Annotated in this window: 18 protein-coding genes and 1 tRNA gene; 7 read left to right on the top strand and 12 right to left on the bottom strand. The window is 65.5% G+C overall.

The genetic code is table 11. The features are described from left to right. Positions 1-159: 159 nt before the first annotated feature. On the top strand, positions 160-1,104 hold the full coding sequence (locus tag RMR04_RS18700; RefSeq protein ID WP_311909833.1) for an alpha/beta hydrolase: 945 nt from the start codon (positions 160-162) through the stop codon (positions 1,102-1,104). 358 nt (positions 1,105-1,462) lie between these two features. Here RMR04_RS18700 and gor read toward each other — a convergent pair whose 3' ends face one another. After that, the gene (gene gor, locus RMR04_RS18705; protein WP_311909834.1) at positions 1,463-2,827 is read right to left on the bottom strand and encodes a glutathione-disulfide reductase; all 1,365 of its coding nucleotides are present in this window, start codon (positions 2,825-2,827) and stop codon (positions 1,463-1,465) included. Positions 2,828-2,862: 35 nt separating this feature from the next. Next, the gene (locus tag RMR04_RS18710; RefSeq protein WP_311909835.1) at positions 2,863-4,107 is read right to left on the bottom strand and encodes an O-antigen ligase family protein; all 1,245 of its coding nucleotides are present in this window, start codon (positions 4,105-4,107) and stop codon (positions 2,863-2,865) included. Positions 4,108-4,385: 278 nt separating this feature from the next. On the opposite strand from RMR04_RS18710, the gene RMR04_RS18715 reads away from it, so the two are divergent. The 3 genes from RMR04_RS18715 to RMR04_RS18725 all read left to right on the top strand — a co-directional run bounded on the left by RMR04_RS18715 (position 4,386) and on the right by RMR04_RS18725 (position 7,445). After that, complete coding sequence (locus tag RMR04_RS18715; RefSeq protein WP_410492135.1) at positions 4,386-5,351, top strand: Bug family tripartite tricarboxylate transporter substrate binding protein; 966 nt, start codon at positions 4,386-4,388, stop codon at positions 5,349-5,351. 104 nt (positions 5,352-5,455) lie between these two features. Then, complete coding sequence (locus tag RMR04_RS18720) at positions 5,456-5,932, top strand: tripartite tricarboxylate transporter TctB family protein (protein ID WP_311909836.1); 477 nt, start codon at positions 5,456-5,458, stop codon at positions 5,930-5,932. A 13-nt stretch (positions 5,933-5,945) separates the two neighbouring features. Continuing rightward, positions 5,946-7,445 carry a tripartite tricarboxylate transporter permease gene (locus tag RMR04_RS18725; RefSeq protein ID WP_311909837.1) on the top strand — a complete coding sequence of 500 codons (1,500 nt, stop codon included), beginning with the start codon at positions 5,946-5,948 and terminating at the stop codon, positions 7,443-7,445. Between the two features lie 355 nt (positions 7,446-7,800). Here RMR04_RS18725 and RMR04_RS18730 read toward each other — a convergent pair whose 3' ends face one another. The 4 genes from RMR04_RS18730 to RMR04_RS18745 form a co-directional block, all read right to left on the bottom strand. Further along, complete coding sequence (locus tag RMR04_RS18730; protein WP_311909838.1) at positions 7,801-8,313, bottom strand: DUF2059 domain-containing protein; 513 nt, start codon at positions 8,311-8,313, stop codon at positions 7,801-7,803. Between the two features lie 107 nt (positions 8,314-8,420). Then, positions 8,421-9,122 (bottom strand): ribose-5-phosphate isomerase RpiA, encoded by a 702-nt coding sequence (gene rpiA, locus RMR04_RS18735; RefSeq protein ID WP_311909839.1) that lies wholly within the window; start codon positions 9,120-9,122, stop codon positions 8,421-8,423. Then, positions 9,119-10,570: an NAD-dependent succinate-semialdehyde dehydrogenase gene (locus RMR04_RS18740; protein ID WP_311909840.1), complete on the bottom strand. Its 1,452-nt coding sequence runs from the start codon at positions 10,568-10,570 to the stop codon at positions 9,119-9,121. The genes rpiA and RMR04_RS18740 overlap by 4 nt, the downstream gene beginning before the upstream one ends. Positions 10,571-10,745: 175 nt before the next feature. After that, positions 10,746-11,102, bottom strand: coding sequence for a hypothetical protein (locus RMR04_RS18745; RefSeq protein WP_410492275.1), 357 nt, complete (start codon positions 11,100-11,102; stop codon positions 10,746-10,748). A 343-nt stretch (positions 11,103-11,445) separates the two neighbouring features. Here RMR04_RS18745 and RMR04_RS18750 point away from each other — a divergent pair, with 343 nt between their 5' ends. Together RMR04_RS18750 and RMR04_RS18755 are read left to right on the top strand one after the other, a co-directional pair. After that, entirely contained in the window at positions 11,446-12,150 is a 705-nt protein-coding gene (locus tag RMR04_RS18750; protein WP_311909841.1) for an HAD family hydrolase, read from the top strand. 101 nt (positions 12,151-12,251) lie between these two features. Beyond that, positions 12,252-12,326, top strand: a tRNA-Val gene (locus RMR04_RS18755). Between the two features lie 72 nt (positions 12,327-12,398). Here the strand turns inward: RMR04_RS18755 and RMR04_RS18760 are convergent. Further along, a complete protein-coding gene (locus RMR04_RS18760) occupies positions 12,399-12,962 on the bottom strand; it encodes a hypothetical protein (protein WP_311909842.1) in 564 nt (187 codons plus the stop codon). A gap of 278 nt (positions 12,963-13,240) precedes the next feature. Here RMR04_RS18760 and RMR04_RS18765 point away from each other — a divergent pair, with 278 nt between their 5' ends. Further along, positions 13,241-13,501: a DUF7696 family protein gene (locus RMR04_RS18765; protein ID WP_311909843.1), complete on the top strand. Its 261-nt coding sequence runs from the start codon at positions 13,241-13,243 to the stop codon at positions 13,499-13,501. 314 nt (positions 13,502-13,815) lie between these two features. Here the strand turns inward: RMR04_RS18765 and RMR04_RS18770 are convergent, their stop codons facing one another. From RMR04_RS18770 to RMR04_RS18790, 5 genes are all read right to left on the bottom strand, one after another. Further along, positions 13,816-14,106 (bottom strand): DUF7696 family protein, encoded by a 291-nt coding sequence (locus RMR04_RS18770; RefSeq protein WP_311909844.1) that lies wholly within the window; start codon positions 14,104-14,106, stop codon positions 13,816-13,818. Positions 14,107-14,254: 148 nt separating this feature from the next. Beyond that, positions 14,255-14,824, bottom strand: coding sequence for a hypothetical protein (locus RMR04_RS18775; RefSeq protein WP_311909845.1), 570 nt, complete (start codon positions 14,822-14,824; stop codon positions 14,255-14,257). Positions 14,825-14,855: 31 nt separating this feature from the next. Next, positions 14,856-15,062: a hypothetical protein gene (locus RMR04_RS18780; RefSeq protein WP_311909846.1), complete on the bottom strand. Its 207-nt coding sequence runs from the start codon at positions 15,060-15,062 to the stop codon at positions 14,856-14,858. A gap of 171 nt (positions 15,063-15,233) precedes the next feature. Then, entirely contained in the window at positions 15,234-16,352 is a 1,119-nt protein-coding gene (locus RMR04_RS18785; protein WP_311909847.1) for a glycoside hydrolase family 108 protein, read from the bottom strand. An 83-nt stretch (positions 16,353-16,435) separates the two neighbouring features. Continuing rightward, complete coding sequence (locus RMR04_RS18790; RefSeq protein ID WP_311909848.1) at positions 16,436-18,181, bottom strand: tetratricopeptide repeat protein; 1,746 nt, start codon at positions 18,179-18,181, stop codon at positions 16,436-16,438. Between the last annotated feature and the right edge of the window lie 193 nt (positions 18,182-18,374).

Raw genomic sequence — 18,374 nt, forward strand, 5'->3', positions numbered from 1 at the left:
TCCAGATGAGCGCCTCATAACATCGCTGCCAAGGCGCAAGGATCAACGCGTCAGGGAGGATAATACCGATGCTGTCTCGTTCACTTGCCGCCGCTGCGGCGCTTTTGCTCGCGGCGACCTGCAGCGCATCCGCTGAGGAGCCGCCTGTCGCTGCGCGGCATGGGTTCGTTCCATGTCGGCGGCAAGCTGGTCGAGATCTCGGGCCGGCCGGTCAAGGAGGTGACGTTCACGCCCGGCGGCGTTCCAGCCAAGGTCGACCCGAACGGCACCTACCAGACCGGCCAGATGTATGTGCAGTATTTCCTGCCGCAGAACGAGCGCGGCGCCGCCCCGCTCCTGCTCTGGCATGGCGGCGGCATGACCGGCGTCAATTACGAGACGACGCCGGACGGGCGGCAGGGCTGGCTCGAATTCTTCCTGCGCAAGGGCTGGGCGGTCTACAACTCCGACGCGGTCGAGCGCGGCCGTTCGGGTTGGGCGATGTATCCCGATGTCATTCCTGGCGAGCCCGTCTTCCTGACCACGGCGAACCCGTTCGAGCGCTTCCGCATCGGCGACGGCGCGGGCAGCTACAATGCCGATCCCGCCAAGCGGAAGTACCTCGCTGGCAGCCAGTTCCCGGCCGATGGCTACGACAACTTCGTCAAGCAGATCGTGCCGCGCTGGACCTCGACCGACCAGATGATCATCGACGCCTATATCGCCGAGGTCGACAAGGTCTGCCCCTGCGTGATCGCTTTCCACAGCCAGGCCGGGCAGTTCGGCTTCAAGGTGGCGCAGGCGCGCCCCGACAAGGTCAAGGCGCTGATCGCAGTCGAGCCGGCGGGCCTGGGCGACCCGGCCAAGGCCGATGTCCTGAAGAACATCCCCGTGCTGATGGTCTATGGCGATAATATCGAGCAGGATGCGCGCTGGCCGGCGATCCGCAAGGCGGGAACCGATTTCGGCGACAAGATCAAGGCGGCCGGCGGCTCGGTCGATGTCGTCAACCTGCCGACCGTCGGCATCAAGGGAAATTCCCACATGATGATGCTCGACAAGAACAATCTGGAGGTCGCCCAGCTGATCCAGGACTGGCTCGCCAAGAAAGGGCTGAGCAAATAGCGCAAGGCAGGCGGGGGATGGCGCGGGCTTAAGGGCCCCTTTGGAAATCTTTTGAGCCCTCATCCTGAGGAGCCATTCCGCGAGGAATAGCTCCTCAGATGCTGGCCCGAAATGAAGCCAAAGATTTCAATAGCTCCGTCCTGACCACCTATGCTCCGTCATTCCGGGCGCAGCGAAGCGGAGACCCGGAATCCATCGTAGAGTTCCGGAGCCCTCCGATGGATTCCGGATCTGCGCCGCTACGCGGCTTGTCCGGAATGACGGCGCGGGGATGTCACGTGATCGGAAACCCCTGAGATCGCGCGGTTCATTTCAAGCCAGGCTCCCAGGACGAGGGCCGAGAATTTCCAAACCGGCTCTAAGCCCGCGCCGTCCGCATCGTCACGAGCTCTTCGGCGGCGCTGGGATGGAGCGCGATGGTGCGGTCGAAATCGGCCTTGGTCGCACCCATCGTGACCGCGATGGCGACGGCCTGGATGATCTCGCCGGCATCATGGCCGAGGATGTGGACGCCGAGCATCCTGTCTGTCTTCGCGTCGACCACGAGCTTCATGTAGATGCGCTCCTGCCGGCCCGAAATCGTCGCCTTCATCGGCCGGAAAGCCGATTCGAAGACGCGCAGCTCGTAGCCGGCGGCAAAGGCCTGGTTCTCGGTCAAGCCGACCGTGCCGATCTCCGGCGTGGTGAAGACCGCCGAGGCCACGAGGTTGTGGTCCATGTGCCAGGGCTTGCCGCCGAAGGTCGTATCGGCGAAGGCGTGCCCCTCGCGGATCGCCACCGGGGTCAGGTTGACGCGGTTGGTGACGTCGCCGACGGCATGGATTGAGGGCACGCTGGAGGCCGAATTCTCGTCGACCATGATCTCGCCGGCGGGGCCGAGCTTGACGCCTGCGGTCTCCAGTCCGAGCCCAACCGTGTTCGGCCGGCGGCCGGTCGCAACCAGCACCACCTCGGCATCGATCGGGCTGCCCTTGGCGCAGTGGGCGCGGCGCGTGCCATCCGGCAGCAATTCGATCCGGTCGATGGTGCAGCCGAGCCGCAGCGTGATGCCGGCATGCTCCAGCGCATCGCGCAGGCGGGTGCGGATGTCCTCGTCGAAGCCGCGCAGGATGTTGTCGCCGCGATGCAACAGCGTCACCGCGACGCCGAGCCGCGCGAAAATGCTGGCGAATTCGAGCGCGATATAGCCGCCGCCGATGACGAGCATGCGCTTGGGCAGGCTCGGCAGGTGGAAGATCTCGTTCGAGGAGATGCCGAGTTCGCCGCCGGGGATCGGCGGATCGAAAGCGGGATAGCCGCCGGTCGCGACCAGGATGTGGCGGGCGCGGATGGTCTCGCCGCTCTTTGCCAGGCGCAGGCTATGGGGCCCCTCGACCACGGCGCGCTCCTCGCGGATCGCGACCTTGGCGCCCTCCAGCCCCTTGCGGTAGAGGCCCGACAGCCGCGTGACCTCGCCCGCCACGGCATCACGCAGGGTCGGCCAGTCGAAGCTCGGCTTGGGAACGCTCCAGCCGAAGCCGGCGGCGTCCTCGAAATCTTCCGCGAAACGGCTGGCATAGACGAAGAGCTTCTTGGGCACGCAGCCGCGAATGACGCAGGTACCGCCGATGCGGTCCTCCTCCGCGATCATCACCTTGGCGCCGTGACCAGACGCGATGCGGGCGGCGCGCGTGCCGCCGGAGCCCGCCCCGATGACGAAGAGATCGACGTCGAATTCACTCATCGGCTTGTCTCCGCATCGTTTTACCCGGCATCGCTTTACCTGGCATCGTTTCGGCTGGCATCGTTTCGCCCGATGCTCATGAACCAGATCGCTGTTGCTGCCAGCGCCGCGATCCACCAGCCCTGCCAGGCGCCATGGCCGACCGAGGCCACGCCCAGCGCCGCAGCGACAACCGCAAGGCGCGGGGCGAGAGCCCGGGCCGGCATATGGCGAAGGCGCCCCAGAAATGCGAGCCCCGCAGCCGAGATCAGCAGGACGCCGATCAGGCCGGTCTCGACCCAGACCTGCAGGAAGGCGTTATGGGGATGGCCGACATCGAGCAGCAGGCGGTGCGGCTCGGAGACCACGGCCGCGGCCGGATGCGTGCGCAAGGCTGCCGAGGTCCCGAAGCCGAAGCCGGTCAGCGGGCGCGCCCTGATCGCCTCACCGAAGCTGAGCCAGATGTCGACGCGGTCGCGCGCATGGGCGCTGGCGAGTTGCTGATAGACGCCAGCCGGAAGGGCGCGATCAGCGAGCGGGCCGAGCACGGGCGCAACCGCCATCATGGCGACGAAGGCGAGCGTCAAGCCGGCCAGCGCCAGGCGCGGCAAGGCCAGCGCGACGAGCCAGGTTGCGGCCATCAGCATCAGTCCGAGCTTGGCTGCGCCGCTCTCGCCGGCCATGATCGCGGCTGTGACGAAGACAGCCACGAGTCCGGCAAGCGCCCGGCTGCGGCGCCCGGCGCCGGGGACCGTCCAAAGGCCGTAGACCGCCGGGGCCAGCAGGAGCAGGCAGGTCAGCAGCGGCCGGTTGAAGATATAGAGCTGGCTCCGAAGCCCCAGAGCGTCGCGCAGGCCCGGCCCGAGGCGCAATTCGCCCAGGACCAGGATACCGGTCAGCGCCAGCGACCAGCCCAGCGCTCGCCTGGCGCGCACAGAAGCGGCTCGCGGCCAGCACAGGGCGACGACAAAGCCTGATGCCAGGGACAGCACCAGCTCGCCATACATGGCAAGCCCGGCGCGCGGGAGATGGCTCCACAGCAGTGTCACCAGGGCCCAAGCCAGGAAGCCGAGCAGCGCCAAGGCCAGCGGCCGCACCAGGAGCGCGCGCGCCTCTATCAGCCGGGCCGACAGCCGCCCGGCCAAAGCATCGGCAGCAAGGACCGCCAGCGCCGCAAGCGAGAGCAGCAGCGGTGCGGAGCGATTGGCCGCCCACATCACCGGCGGGAGCATGATCAGAAGCGCACTGGCGATATTCAGGGCCAACGCGGCATGGCCAAGTGGCGCCGGCTCCTTCGGCACGGGCTCTTGCGGCGCGGGCTCTCGCGGCGCGGACGCTTGAGATGTCGGAGACAAGGTCGATCGGCTCATCGGCAAGCGATTACGCGATCATGGCTGGTCCGCCTAGAGCATTGCGGTGGCAATTTGGGCCCCGACGACTGGGCATTGCTCGCTTCTGCGCGCGGCAATTGATGACATAAGATTATGCAATCACACGCAATTGACGCTGGAAGCGTCAAAGTGTCACTGCGGATCGTTCAAGATAAAATCCGCGGGAAACCCGCGAGCGGAGGAAACCCATGCTGAGATCCATTCTGAAGCGCGGCGCCGTCACTGCCGTGGCCTTGGCTGGCCTGTCGACGGCCGCTTTCGCCCAGCTCGAACTGAAGATCATGGCGCCCGCCGCGCCCGGCGGCGGCTGGGACGGAACCGCCCGCTCGATGCAGCAGGCGCTGACGGCGTCAGGCATCGCCAAGAGCGTGCAGGTCAACAACGTCAACGGCGCCGGCGGCACCATCGGCCTCGCCCAGTTCGTCAACGGCGCCAAGGGCGACGGCTCGCAACTGATGGTCAACGGCTTCGTCATGGTCGGCGCCATCCTGCTGAACAAGTCGCCGGTGAACCTGTCGCAGATCACGCCGATCGCGCGGATCACCGCCGAGGCCGAAGTCATCGTCGTGCCGACGGACTCGCCGATCAAGAACGCCAAGGACCTGGCCGACCGCGTCAAGGCCGATCCGGCCAAGGTGACCTGGGCCGGCGGTTCGGCCGGCGGCGTCGACCACATCATGGCGGCACTCTTCGCCGGCGCCGTCGGCGCCGACGCGACCAAGGTCAACTACATCCCGTTCTCGGGCGGCGGCGAGGCACTGGCCGCGATGCTGGGCGGGCGCGTCACGGCCGGCATCTCCGGCTATGGCGAGTTCGAAGGGCAGATCAAGGCCGGCAAGCTGCGCGTCATCGGCGTCAGCTCCGGCGCGCGCCTGCCCAACGCTCCCGACGCGCCGACGCTGAAAGAGGGCGGCGTCAATCTCGAAGTGCTGAACTGGCGTTCGGTGATGGCTCCGGCCGGCATCACGCCCGAGCAGCGCAAGGTTCTCTCGGACGCGATCGAGAAGATGGTCAAGACCAAGGAATGGGCCGAGATCCTCAAGGCGCGCGGCTGGGACGACGCCTATCTCGGCGGCGCCGCCTTCGAGACCTTCCTGAAGGACGAGGACACCCGCGTCACCAAGGTGCTCAAGGATGTCGGCCTGGTAAAGTAAGGCGCGTCTGCAAAACCACTTGACGAAGGGGCCGTGCAAACGGCCCCTTCGTTTACGGATCAACGCCGGATCAACCGGCGAAGCCGCGAGGCAAAGGGGTTGGAATGAACCAGGATGTCACCACAAGCCGGGTCGACCGGCCTGCCCTCGTCGTCGCGGCGCTGCTGCTCATCGCTGCGGCACTCGTATTCTACGACGCTCGCTCGCAGACCATCGTCTCGACCTACGGCCTCGGCCCCACGGCCATGCCCTATCTGGTCAGCGCCGTACTGGCCATTCTGGGTCTGTCGCATGTCGTCGTCGCCTTCCGCGAAGGCCTGCCCAAGCCGGAAGCGGTCGACCGCAACGCCATCCTCTGGCTGACCGGCGGGCTGATCGGGCTGATCGCCTGCATCGGGCTCGGCGGCGGCTTCATCATCGCGACCGCGCTCGTGTTCTCCTGCACCGCCCGCTCCTTCGGACGTCAGGCGCTGGCGATCGATTTCGGCATCGGCCTCGTGCTGGGCCTGTCGATCTTCCTGCTGTTCTCGAAGCTGCTGCAGCTGACGCTGCCGTCCGGCCCCCTCGAAACCCTGTTCTGAGAGGGCCTCGACAATGGATACCTTCGCCTCACTGATGCACGGCTTCTCCGTCGCGCTCGAGCCCTCCAAGCTGCTCTTTGCCCTGGTCGGCGTGTTTCTCGGCACCGCCGTCGGCGTGCTGCCGGGCATCGGGCCGGCCCTGACGGTCGCGCTGCTCCTGCCCGTCACCTTCAAGCTCGACCCTGCCGGCTCGATGATCATGTTCGCCGGCATCTATTACGGCGGCATGTATGGCGGCTCGACCACGGCGATCCTGATCAACGCGCCGGGCGAAAGCGCCTCGCTGGCGACCGCGCTCGAAGGCTCGAAAATGGCCAAGGCCGGCCGCGGCGGGCCGGCGCTCGCGACCGCCGCCATCGGCTCCTTCGTGGCGGGCACGATCGCGACGCTGGGACTTGCCTTCCTCGCGCCCTGGCTCGTCGACATCGCGGTCAAGTTCGGGCCGTGGGATTATTTCGGCCTGATGATCCTGGCCTTCGTCACAGTCTCGGCGACCTTCGGCGACTCGCCCCTGCGCGGGCTGACCAGCCTCGCGATCGGCGTGACGCTCGGGCTGGTCGGCATCGACAAACTGACCGGCCAGGCGCGCCTGACCTTCGGGGTGCCCGAACTGCTCGACGGGGTCGAAGTGACGACGCTGGCGGTCGGGCTCTTCGCGGTTGGCGAGGCGCTCTATGTCGCCTCCAAGCGCTTCCGCGACCCCGAAGAGATTGTGCCGATCAAGGGCTCGCTCTGGATGACGAAGGAAGACTGGAAGCGCTCCTGGGCGCCCTGGCTGCGCGGCACCGCTTTCGGCTTCCCGATCGGCGCGTTGCCGGCGGGCGGCGCGGAAGTGCCGACCTTCCTGAGCTATTCGACCGAGCGGAAGCTCTGCAAATATCCCGGCGAATTCGGCAATGGCGCGATCGAGGGCGTGGCGGGGCCGGAAGCAGCCAACAACGCCTCGGCCGCAGGCACGCTCGTGCCGCTGCTGACGCTGGGCCTGCCGACCTCGGCGACGGCGGCGATCATGCTGGCGGGCTTCCAGCAATATGGCCTGAACCCCGGCCCGCTGCTCTTCGCCGAGCGGCCGGACCTGGTCTGGGGTCTGATCGCCTCGCTCTTCATCGCCAACACCATGCTGGTGATCATCAACCTGCCGCTGATCGGGCTCTGGGTCCGCCTGCTGGCGATCCCGCAGCCCTGGCTCTATGCCGGCATCCTCGTCTTCGCGGCGATGGGCACGCTCGCGGTCAAGGCCTCGGTGGTCGAGCTCTCGATGCTGTTCGTCTTCGGCTTCCTCGGGTTCCTGATGCGCCGCTACGACTATCCCGTCGCGCCGATGGTGGTCGGGCTGATCCTGGGGCCGATGGCGGAGGCGCAGCTCAGGCGCGCTTTGCAGATCAGCCTCGGCGATCCGATGATCCTGCTGGAGAACCCCGGCTCCGCCATTCTGTTGGGCCTGGCCTTCATCGGGCTTATCGCGCCCTTCGTGATGAGCGGGCTGAACAGGTTCAAGGCTTCGGAGGACTGAACCGGCGTTTGCCGGGCTTTGCTCGGAACCGCACCGTTATCCTGGGCGAAGCCCTCGGGTCCGATCTTCGATCGGCCCGAGGATAGACTCTGCGCAGACCCGGGATCCCAAGCGCGTCATGGTCGGGCTTGACCCGACCATCTCGTGATGGAGGCGCCCGCCTTTGCCGACGCCTCTTCCGGCCCGAGATTCGTAGGGCTTTGCGCTTCGCTCCGCCCGAGAATGACGCTCTCCGGAATGGATCCCCGCGCTCCTGTTCGCTACGGCTGAGATGGCGGCGCGGACCTGAGCAAAAAGAAGCCCGCCTGCGTTCTCCGCAGGCGGGCTTCTTGATGTCGGAAGAAGGCCTTTAGCCTTACATCTGGTGGCCGCGCTTGCGCATTTCCTGGGTGAAGCGGTCGAACAGGAAATTGCTGGTGTTGATGCTCCAGGGCTCGAGCACCACGTAGATCTCGTCGATCGCCTTGGTGCGCGCCGCGTTGTAGCGTTGGCCGACCGGCGATTTGAAGAAGGCGACGACCTCCTTGAGATCGGCTTCGTTGATCTTCCGGGCAAAAATCTCCGACGCCGTGACCATGATCTCGGCCCGCTTGGCGTCCGCCTCCGGCTTCAGCGTGTCGATGACCGCGTCCATGTCCTTCTTGAGCTCGGGGCGGGTCGTGCCGACGAGTTGCTTCGTGCGCTCGCTGAACTCGGTGTAGATCGACTCCAGCGACGAGGAGATGCCGGTAAGCTCGGCGGCTTCACGCGCCAGCTGAAGGTGGCTGGGCGTGATAGCCGGAGCCGGCGCCGCCGTCTGCGCGAAGGCAGGCGCCGACAGGATCAGGGCGAGACCAAGAGCCGCGCTGGCGAGAGAGTGACGGATCATGCAGTGGTCCTTCGTCATGCGGCCGGACAACGGCCCGGTGCGCCGTCGGCCGCGGCGGCCGTTTCGGTTTCGGGGCGATCCTTAGCGTGGTTTGCACCGATTGGGAATCACCCGGTCGCGCCAAGCAGGCGCAAGCCGTCGGCGCCCGCCAGGATGGCGCCTGACGCCAGGCCGATGAAGAGCCCGTGCTCGACGACGCCGGGAACCTGGTTGAGCGCAATCGCCAAGGCCTCGGGCTGCTCGATCACGCCCAAATGAGCGTCCAGGATGTAGTTCCCGTTGTCGGTGACAACAGTCGCGCCATCGGGCCGCTTGCGCAGCACGAGCTCACCGGCAGAGCCGCAGCCGGCGATTGCCCTGGCCACGGCGCGGCGCGTCGCCTCCAGTCCGAAGGGCACGACTTCAATCGGCAACGGAAAGCGGCCGAGCTTTTCAACGAGCTTGCTGTCGTCGGCGATCACGATCATCCGCGCTGACGCGGCCGCGACGATCTTCTCGCGCAGATGTGCAGCGCCGCCGCCCTTGATCAGACGCAATTGCGGATCGATCTCGTCGGCCCCGTCGACCGTGAGATCGAGTTCCGGCGTCTCGTCCAGCGTCGACATCGGAATGCCGAGCGCAAGCGCCTGCGCCTGCGTCGCCTCAGAGGTCGCGACGCAGATCACGTCGAGCCCGGCAGCGACGCGCTGGCCGAGCAGATCGACGAAATGCTTCGCCGTCGAGCCCGTGCCCAGGCCGAGCCGCATGCCGGGGCGCACGAGCTCAAGCGCCCGTGCCGCCGCCAGCTTCTTCAGCTCATCGGCGGTCAAGCGCCCAGCCCACCCATCAGCATGTACTTGATCTCGACGAACTCATCCATGCCATGGAGCGAGCCCTCGCGACCCAGGCCCGATTCCTTGACGCCGCCGAAGGGCGCGACCTCGGTGCCGAGCATCGCCGAATTGATGCCGACCATGCCGTATTCCAGCTCCTCGGCGACACGGAAGGCGCGGCCGAGATCCTTGGAGTAGAAATAGGCGGCGAGGCCGAAGGGCGTGTCGTTCGCCATCGCCACGACCTCGTCCTCGGTCCTGAAGCGATAGACCGGGGCGACCGGGCCAAAAGTCTCCTCATTGGTCACCAGCATCTTGGTGGTGACGCCCGAAAGCACGGTCGGCTCGTAGAAGGTGCGGCCAAGCGCATGGCGCTTGCCGCCGACGACGACCTTGGCGCCATGGGCGACGGCGTCGGCGACGTGGCGCTCGACCTTCTCGACCGCGCGCTCATTGATCAGCGGCCCCTGCACGACGCCGACCTCGACGCCATTGCCGACCTTCATCTTGGCGACTTCGCCGGCGAATTTCGCGACGAATTCGTCATGGACGCCGTCCTGGACGAAGAGGCGGTTGGTGCAGACGCAGGTCTGGCCCATGTTGCGGTACTTGGCGGCGATCGCACCCTGGACGGCGGCGTCGATGTCGGCGTCGTCGAAGACGATGAAGGGCGCGTTGCCGCCCAGTTCCAGCCCGACCTTCTTCACCGTCGAGGCGGCCTGCTGCATCAGGAGCTTGCCGACCGGCGTCGAGCCGGTGAAGCCGATGAAGCGCACGGCGGGGTGCGAGGTCATGACGCCGCCGATCTCCTTGGCATCGCCGGTGACGATGTTGAGGACGCCGGCGGGAATGCCCGCGCGCTGCGCGAGCTCAGCCAAGGCGAGCGCGGTCAGCGGCGTATCTGGCGCGGGCTTGACCACGAAGGTGCAGCCGGCGGCAAGGCCGGGCGAGCATTTGCGCGTGATCATCGCGGCCGGGAAGTTCCATGGCGTGATCGCGGCGCAGACGCCGACGGGCTGCTTCTGGATGATGATGCGCGAATTCGGGAAGGGCGAGGGAATGGTCTCGCCATAGATGCGCTTGGCTTCCTCCGCGTAGAACTCGACGAAGGAGGCGGCATAGGCGACCTCGCCGCGGGCTTCCGTGATCGGCTTGCCCTGCTCGGCGGTCATGATCTGGGCGAGGTCTTCCTGGTTCGCCATGATCAGCTCGAACCATTTGCGCAGGATGACGGAGCGCTCCTTGGCGGTCTTCTTCGCCCAGGGCTTGAAGGCGCGCGAGGCTGCCTCGACAGCCGCCGTCGTCTCAGCCGCGCCGAAGCGCGGCACCTTGGCCAGCACCACGCCCGTCGCCGGGTTGTCGACCGCGTCGACGCCCTCGCCGATCCAGGCGCCATCGACATAGCACTGCGACTTCAGGAGCGACGGGTCGTTGAGCTTGAGCATGACAAATCTCGAGGGAAGATCGCGGGAGCCGTTCGTTTAGCATAGCGCGACGGCACATGCCGACGGCCAATGCCGCATGACGCCGATATCATCGGCTCAATACAGGCCGGCAAATAGCGGGTTATGTCGCCTGGGCAGATTATGTCGCCTGGGGCGGTTATTTCGCCTGGGGCAGTTATTTCGCTTGGGGAGTACAGACCACCTTGTCGTCGAAGACGTAGCAGATGCTCATCTCGCCGGTGCGGATGTTGACGCGGAAGATGCCGCCCTCGCGCTCATGCCGCGACGGCACGAGCTGGTAGTCGCTGGGCGCCTGCGGCCCGGCCCCCTCGCCCGCCCCAAAGCAGATCGTCATGCCGACACCGCCTTCCTTGAGCTGGAACTGGCAGGCCCCGACCTCGCCTGTCGCCTTGTCGATACGGTAGACGCGGTTGAGATCGGTCTGGGGCGCCGGCGCGAATTCGAAGGGGGCAGCGACTGCCGGCCCGACCGCCGCGATGCACAGGCTAGAGGCCGCCACGAGGCGCACCAGCTTTTCCAGGGAGTTCGACACCGCAGCATTCCTTCCAGCGAATCGGCGAGACGATATCACCATCGACGACGCTTTTGCGGACAGAGCGGCATCAGTGCGGCACGCAGCCTTTCCGAAGCAGCCTTGAGAGTCTGTCCCGAAACTCTACTCCGGCGGCCATCTGACACGGCTTTCTGCGCCAGCCGACTCACCGGAGCGAGTTTCGAGACAGACTCTCAGGGTTTTGATCCCGCATCGGCTTGTCCCGAAAACCGGTTCCCACTTTTCGGGCCTATGCTCTAAGAGGCTCTACACAGCCAGCGATGCATCCCGTGATCCCCCGCGCTCGGAGAGAGACCTGCCCATGAGTCTGCCCGCCATCGTCGTGTTCGATCTCGACGGCACGCTCGCCGAGACCGCGCCCGACATCATGCGCACGCTCAATATCATTCTGGTGCGCGAGGGTCTGCCTGCCTTGCCGCTCGATCGCGCCCGCGAACTGGTCGGCGCCGGCGCCCGGGCTTTGATCGAGCGCGGCTTCCGCGTCTCCGGCCGCCCGCTCGATGAAGCGACGCTGGAGCGCCTGTTCGAGGACTTCCTGCTGATCTATGCGCAGGACACGGCCTCCAACAGCCATCTCTTCGACGGCGTGCTGGAGGCGATGGATACGCTTGCCACCGAGGGTTATGCGCTCGCGGTCTGCACCAACAAGCCGATCCTGCATACGCGACTGATCCTCGACCATTTCGGCATCACCGGACGTTTCGCGGCCATCGCCGGGCGCGACAGCTTTCCCTTCCACAAGCCCGATCCGCGCCACCTGACCCTGACGATCGAGGCTGCCAAGGCCGATCCGGCGCGCGCCGTGATGATCGGCGATTCGCGCACCGACATCGCCACGGCCAAGGCCGCCGGCATTCCCTGCATCTGCGTGCCCTTCGGCTATACCGACGTCGCGATCGAGACGCTGGAGCCCGATCTCGTGATCCAGCATTTCGACGCCCTGCCCGGCGCGGTGCGGCAACTGCTCGGCGAACAAGCGCTCGGCTGCGTGCCCATGCATTCGTGACGCCAAGCATTCGTGACACTTGGCATTCGTGACGCTTGGCATTCTTAACGCCTGGCATTCTTGACGCCACGGCGCGCGCCGACTAGGAGAAGCGCCGGTGCGGGCGACTAGCTCAGCGGTAGAGCACTCCCTTCACACGGGAGTGGTCACAGGTTCGATCCCTGTGTCGCCCACCATTTCTTTCAGTCATTGCTGATCACGCCCCCGACTGCCGCCCAGGCGTCACCCAAGCGTCGCCAATGCAAGCGTCACCAATGATGGTTCGTGACCGGCGCGATAGCCCAACCCTGGTGGGCCGCACGGCCGCTGCTCCACTGCTCCACATTGGCCGTGGTGTTGAAGTCGCCGCCGGGATTCAAAGGATCACCGCCGAGAAAATTGAACCACCAGGGATTGGCGGTTATTCCCGTTCGAATCCAGGTGATGCCATGCCGTCTTGCGTAGACCGCCAGGGCATGGACCAGGACCGGGCCTATACCGCTGTTCAGAGGTACGGCTTGAGCTCCGCTGATGATAATGCATTTTCCAGAGGGCATTGGCCCGGCATTGAGGTTAGGCACGCCAGCATGCGCTTGATGCTGCGTGCCGATTTCGATGTAGACCCTGAAATCCAGGGATGAGTCAGGCGGGTTTGACCAGGCCGCAAATGCGTTGGCGCGATATGAGGCGACAAAACCCGCAACCGCGACGCCGATCCGCAGCCCGGCGCCGGTGTTGCGGGTGACGACGATCGTCGTCCCCGGCGGCGTCCGCCACGCCTTTGGAAGATTTGCCGGCGCAGCCGCCGGACGAACGCCAGGAACCCACGCCATCACACCCCCCACGCTCAAGTCACCGGCAAGGCAGCCTCCGCAAATGAGGTGGCGGCTTCCAGGGAATGCCAATGTGCACAACCCGAATGGTTAACGCAACCTTAGGTAATCATTCCGCGGCCGGGGGCGGAATACTGAAGCAGGAAGATTACGCGGCGGCGATCGCCTGACCTCCCCTTCGGGCAGGCGAAGGCCATGGCCCGGCGGATCGCCAGCCCCGACAGCTGCCCAGCAGGCGCGCAGGAGGTAAGGTCTCCTGCCCTCAAGGAGATTCGCCTGTGCCTATGCCTGCCCCATCATTGACCTGGTCCGATCTCGCCGGCCGCGAGGTTTCGACATCGTCGGAGGAATGGCGGCTCGAATGCGAGGTTGCCTATCTGCTCAGCCTGCCGCTCCCTGCGCGCAATGTGATGCTGGACGGCATCTCAGGCTCGACCGATCGCGATGCGCGCGGCATCAAGAGCATTCGCGGCGAGGCGGCGGTCGTGGCGCTGCGGGCGCAGATCCAGCGACTGAGCGAGATCCGGAAGCGGGGTTGAGAAGCTCGTATCGCCGCTTCGCTTCCTGCTCAACGAGGGAAAGCTCATCAAAATCTGACACCGTTCCTGCAGGAGATGGGCCTCCAGCCGAAATCCGCTCCGAGAAGTCATCTCGAAAGAGGCGGCCGGGGACAAATTCGGCGGCAACCGCCGCCTTGAGTTTCTCCATCAATCCGCGCGGCGACATGGCGCCTCTCTCACCCAACGAGAAGCCAGCGCGTTAGGCAAATCGGAAGCCAAGCCCGCCGCTTGAGTTGCTTGCAGCCAACCAAAAAGCCCCCGCCCCGAAGGACAGGTGGCCCAATTGGCGAGGCTTATCGGGCGAGCGCGGGCACCGCATCGGTGCGAAGCCGGAACAGGCTGATCTGGCTTCGCAGGAACCTGACCTCGGCCGGCCCTCTGATCGCCGTGATGCTGCGGTGACTTCCCCTGCGCCCGAAACCGGTCAGGATATCTTCCAGACAATCGGGCGAAAGCGAGCAGAGAAATTCCACTTCGCGCTCGTGGCGGAATTCCTCTGACACGTTCGAGATGAACTCTCCAGTCAAGACAGATTTGATCGACGCCGAGCCAGCTAAACCAAGGTTAGCTCTATTGGAAAACATAATGACCCTCCTGGTTAGCAACCTTTTGAGGTCGATTACGTTCCACAAAATCCAAAATTAGCCTACACTGACGTAAAGTCCGAGACCCCGGCACGCTCTCAAGCCGGGCCTCTTTCCGGCGATCTGGACTCAAGGCCCGCCATTCCGATCACGGCGGCGCAGGCCGTCGCACCACCAGCTCGCGCAAGAGCTGTTCGTGCGCCCGCATCCGCTCATCCTGCGACCGCAGGCGCTCCTCATGCCGGGCCATGACCGCGTCGAAGCCCTGCGCCTGGTCGATGAAGCGGCTGCTCATGGCGGCGCTCTGCTCGACCAGGCCGAGCTTGACCCGGTCGGCGGCCATGTCGCGCTGCGCCTGCTGCTGGGCCGTGTTCAAGGCGGTGATGGCATCGCCCTGCCCGCGCACCGAGAGCGTCACCTGCGCGAGCTGCGAGGCGAGATCGAGCCGCACCGTGGCGATCTGTCCGTTGACGAGAAAAATCAGGCCGCCAAACAGGACCGAGGTCACCACCACCGCCGTGCCGATCATGCCGACGATCTGCGGCATGGTCAGGCGGGCGGATTTATGGGCGGCGCGGTCTTCTTCCGCCTTTTCCGACCATTCCCTGCGGAAGCTCTTGAGATCCTGCCCGAGGTTCTCGAGGCTCGCACCGAGCAGCTGGATATCCGTCTCGACCTTCCCGAGCCGGCGGTCATAGTTTTGGGCTTCGGTTGTCACTGAAACGGGCTCCAGCATCGAATGTCGCCCATCAACGCCTCCAGCAGCCTGCGGCGACGCCGCGCTCGAAATGGATGTCGATGCGCCTTGTGTCAGCCGGCGTCGCGCCGCGCACCGACAGCAAGCTGTCGGTGATCACGCCGCACGGCCTATCGACCGGCGCCGTAGTCTGGCAGGCAGAGGCCGCGAGTGCGGTCCCAAGCGCCAGTGCAATTCTCAACCGTGCGGCTCGCGTCATCGGCCCTCCCCCTCAGTGTGTCATTTGATTTCAGAATCTCGGCTGCCGCCTCGGCCTGCCCCTTGCGGCGCTGGTCGTAGCCATAAAGGCCGAGGCCGAGCGCAAGCGCCGCCACGACCCAGGCCTGCCACGGCACACGGCGCAGCGCGGCGAGCACAGCGAGGGCCGCCGTCACGCCGGCACCGCAAGATCGAGCGCGTCGGCCTGGGCGGCCGCCCGGCGCTGCGCCAGGAAGCGATAGCCGATGCCGCCGATCGTGATCAGAGCGCCGGTGATGACGAGCGCCGCGACGATGTTGCCGATGATCGTGCTGTTGCCGGCAAGGGGCGTGAGTGCGTCCCGCGCCTGCTGCAGCACGCCGCCGAGGCCCCCAGTCGCGACGCCTCCGCCGATAGCGGCATCCCCGCCCGCCATGGCCCGCAGCGGCCGGGCCTGGTCAAGCGTCGCCTTGGCGCTGCCGCCCTCGGCATGGACGGGCGCCGGGCCTACGCTGCCCGAGGCCCAGGCCTGGCCGATGGCGCGCACACCAGCGACGCGCGCCGTCCAACCCTTACCGAAGGTCGACCAGGTTCGCAGCGCCTTGAGGAAGGCGATGCGGCGCGCGCAGACGGCGGCGATCAGCGCATTATGATCGGGATGCGCGGCAACCGCGGCCAGCGTTGCCTCGCCGAGCGCGCCATCGACCTTCACGCCGCCCAGCGCGCGCTGTAACCACTTCACACTCTGCGTCGGCCCAGAATTTACCGCGCCGTCGAACACGACATAATCGACGCCGGCCGGAAGATCGTCACCGCGCACGGCGTCCCAATATTGCGCGCGATAGATCTCGTCGCGCTCGGCCGGCTCCATCAGATAGACGTCTCGCTTTGGCTTGCCCTTGCGGGCGCGATAGCCGTCATAGACGCGCTGGATCACGCCCTGATTGGTCCGCCCGCCCGGATCCCTGGGATGGTCGACCTTGCCGCCCTCATGGACGAGGACGGCCTTCAGGGCCTTGGCGAAGATGAAGCTAGACATGGGTCTTGTCTCCGGAGAGCAATGCGGGACGGGAGCGAGAAACGCCAGCCGCGCGCAGGCGGGAGCGAGCGCGGCAGGGCTTACGGGAATCGAAACGGTCAGATGATCGGTGCAGCCGAGCGCTCGGCGGCGCGCCACGGCGTCCAGCAACTCCTGGATCGTCTCGGGCGTCAGCGCGCCATTGGCGGCAAGGCCGTGACCGCGTTGGAAGGTCTGGAGCACGATCCGGGCGCCGGTATCGATCACGCCGCTGGGCGCCGGCGCCGTCCGCATAACGAGCGTGTCTATGAGGATCCAGACATGAAAAAGCCGCCCAGAGGCGGCTGAATCGGTTTGATCATCAAGAAGAGGTAGGCCTAGGAGGCCTTGTCCAGAGCAACGATGGATGAGGGAGCATCCGCCTCAGCAACGCTTCTCGCAAGCCGCTCCGCATCCTCGACCCCACTCGCATGCTCTGGGTTTTCAGGCTCTAGCTCGCGCGCGCTCGCGAATGCTCGGGCAGCCTTAGCATGGTCGCCGACCTTCAGCTGCAGCCGGCCGAGGAAGTGAAAATGCCAAGCCTCGGCAGGCTGGCATTTTGTCGCCACCTCGGCCGCTTTGATCGCCGCCTCATCATTCCCCAGGTGATGTTCGATCTCACCCAGAAAATAGGAATAGCCCGCGTGCTCGGGAGCATTCTCGACCGCAAGCCTGCTGCTGCGTGCCGCCTTCGCGAGATCGCCCGCGTTGAATAGAGCCGATGCCTTCTGGTGACAGCATCCCGCCAGCAATCGCCGGGCGTCGGGCAGGTCTGCGTTCAGAGCCAAAACCAATCGCGCGGAGCGAATGGCTCCGTCGTAGTCGCCCAGGGCTGTCTGAGAATGAGCGGCATGCAGCGGGTAACGGTATTCCCGAGGCTCGAGCTCTGCCGCGCGTGCGAAGTTCGCGATAGCCTCTTCGTGCAGTCCGGCTTCCGCCAAGAGGCTTCCGAGATGGTGGAACAGCCAGGGAATGACAATGAGGGTTCCCGCGCTGCGGTCCGAGGCCGGCGCGATCGCGCGCCGGCCATACTCGATGGCCTTATCGAGATTACCACCCCTGTGATAGCAATCACTCAGATAGAAGCTGGTTTCCGAATCCTGCGTCGCCGTCAGGCTGCCCTCCGCGATGCGAGCAGCGAAATAGTCGACCGTGCTCTGGAGCGTTTGAGCGCGCCGCGCCGACAGCTGTTCGATCAAGCGGTCGATCGCCGAGATCTGCGAGGTATGAGCTCCGCTGTCCATGCCGAAGCGGTCCATCGCCGTCTGATAGGCGAATATCGCCTTGCTACCGAGGGCCATGGCTGAAACTTGGTTGCCACGCCGAGCCTGCTCGACTGACAGCATGTCCAGGATCGACCCGTCATTCGCGAACCGGCCATCGGTTTCCAGCAGCAATTGCTGAAACTCAGCCTCGCTGATCCTGCTCGGATCTTGCAGGAACTGATATCCGACGCTGCGGGCCGATTTGGTGGCGACGAAGCTGATCTTCTCCAGATCGTAGCCAAGCTCCGCAGGCAATGCCGGGTCGAGCCGGGACCAGAAGTCCAAAACGATGCTCTTGTCCAGCGAGCACTCCAGCCGACGGTAGGCCTCGACATCCTCCGGGGCGAAGGCCAGCGACATCGGAACCGAAGTGACATGCTCGCTGCATTTGCTGGCCGCCCCGACCCCAATGATGCCGCCGAGATAATCAGCGCCACTATCCAGGGTCGCCTCATAAGACACGAGCGCCCCGTGCCCCGCAGCGCAGACCGCGCTCCACCCGCTATAGTAATGCGAGAACACGTCGGCGAAGGATGCAGGGCTGTCCAAGCCATCCTTGAAGAACTCAGTGCGCCGGGTGACCAGGTCGCGCGGCGAATGAAGCAGGCAGCTCTGCAGCCACATCACCGGATGGCGCGTGACAACCAGAAATCGCTTGCCCTCCATCTCGTCGGCGCATTCGCTGACGAAGGCGTGCTTCCAGACGCCCGACTGCGCGATGACATCGATCCCGAACCGCTCCCGGATCAGGTTGCTGACGTAATTCGTTCCGGACCGTTGGAGGCCAACCAGGGCCATCAAGGTGGTGGTCGTAGACATCAATTCCCCGGTAGCATCAAAATTTGATGCTACCTAACTACCTGAAATGCAACTTTTGGGAAGCCATGCCCCGAGCAATTTGGTTGCCCAATATGTCCAGAATAGCGGCCTACCGTTGTTCCGGCCGCATGACGGAGTACCAGCCAATGCGGATTGGGCGCCCAACCGCTCCCCGGCAGCATCAAATTATGAT

The sequence above is a fragment of the Bosea sp. 685 genome (assembly GCF_031884435.1).
GTDB lineage: Bacteria > Pseudomonadota > Alphaproteobacteria > Rhizobiales > Beijerinckiaceae > Allobosea.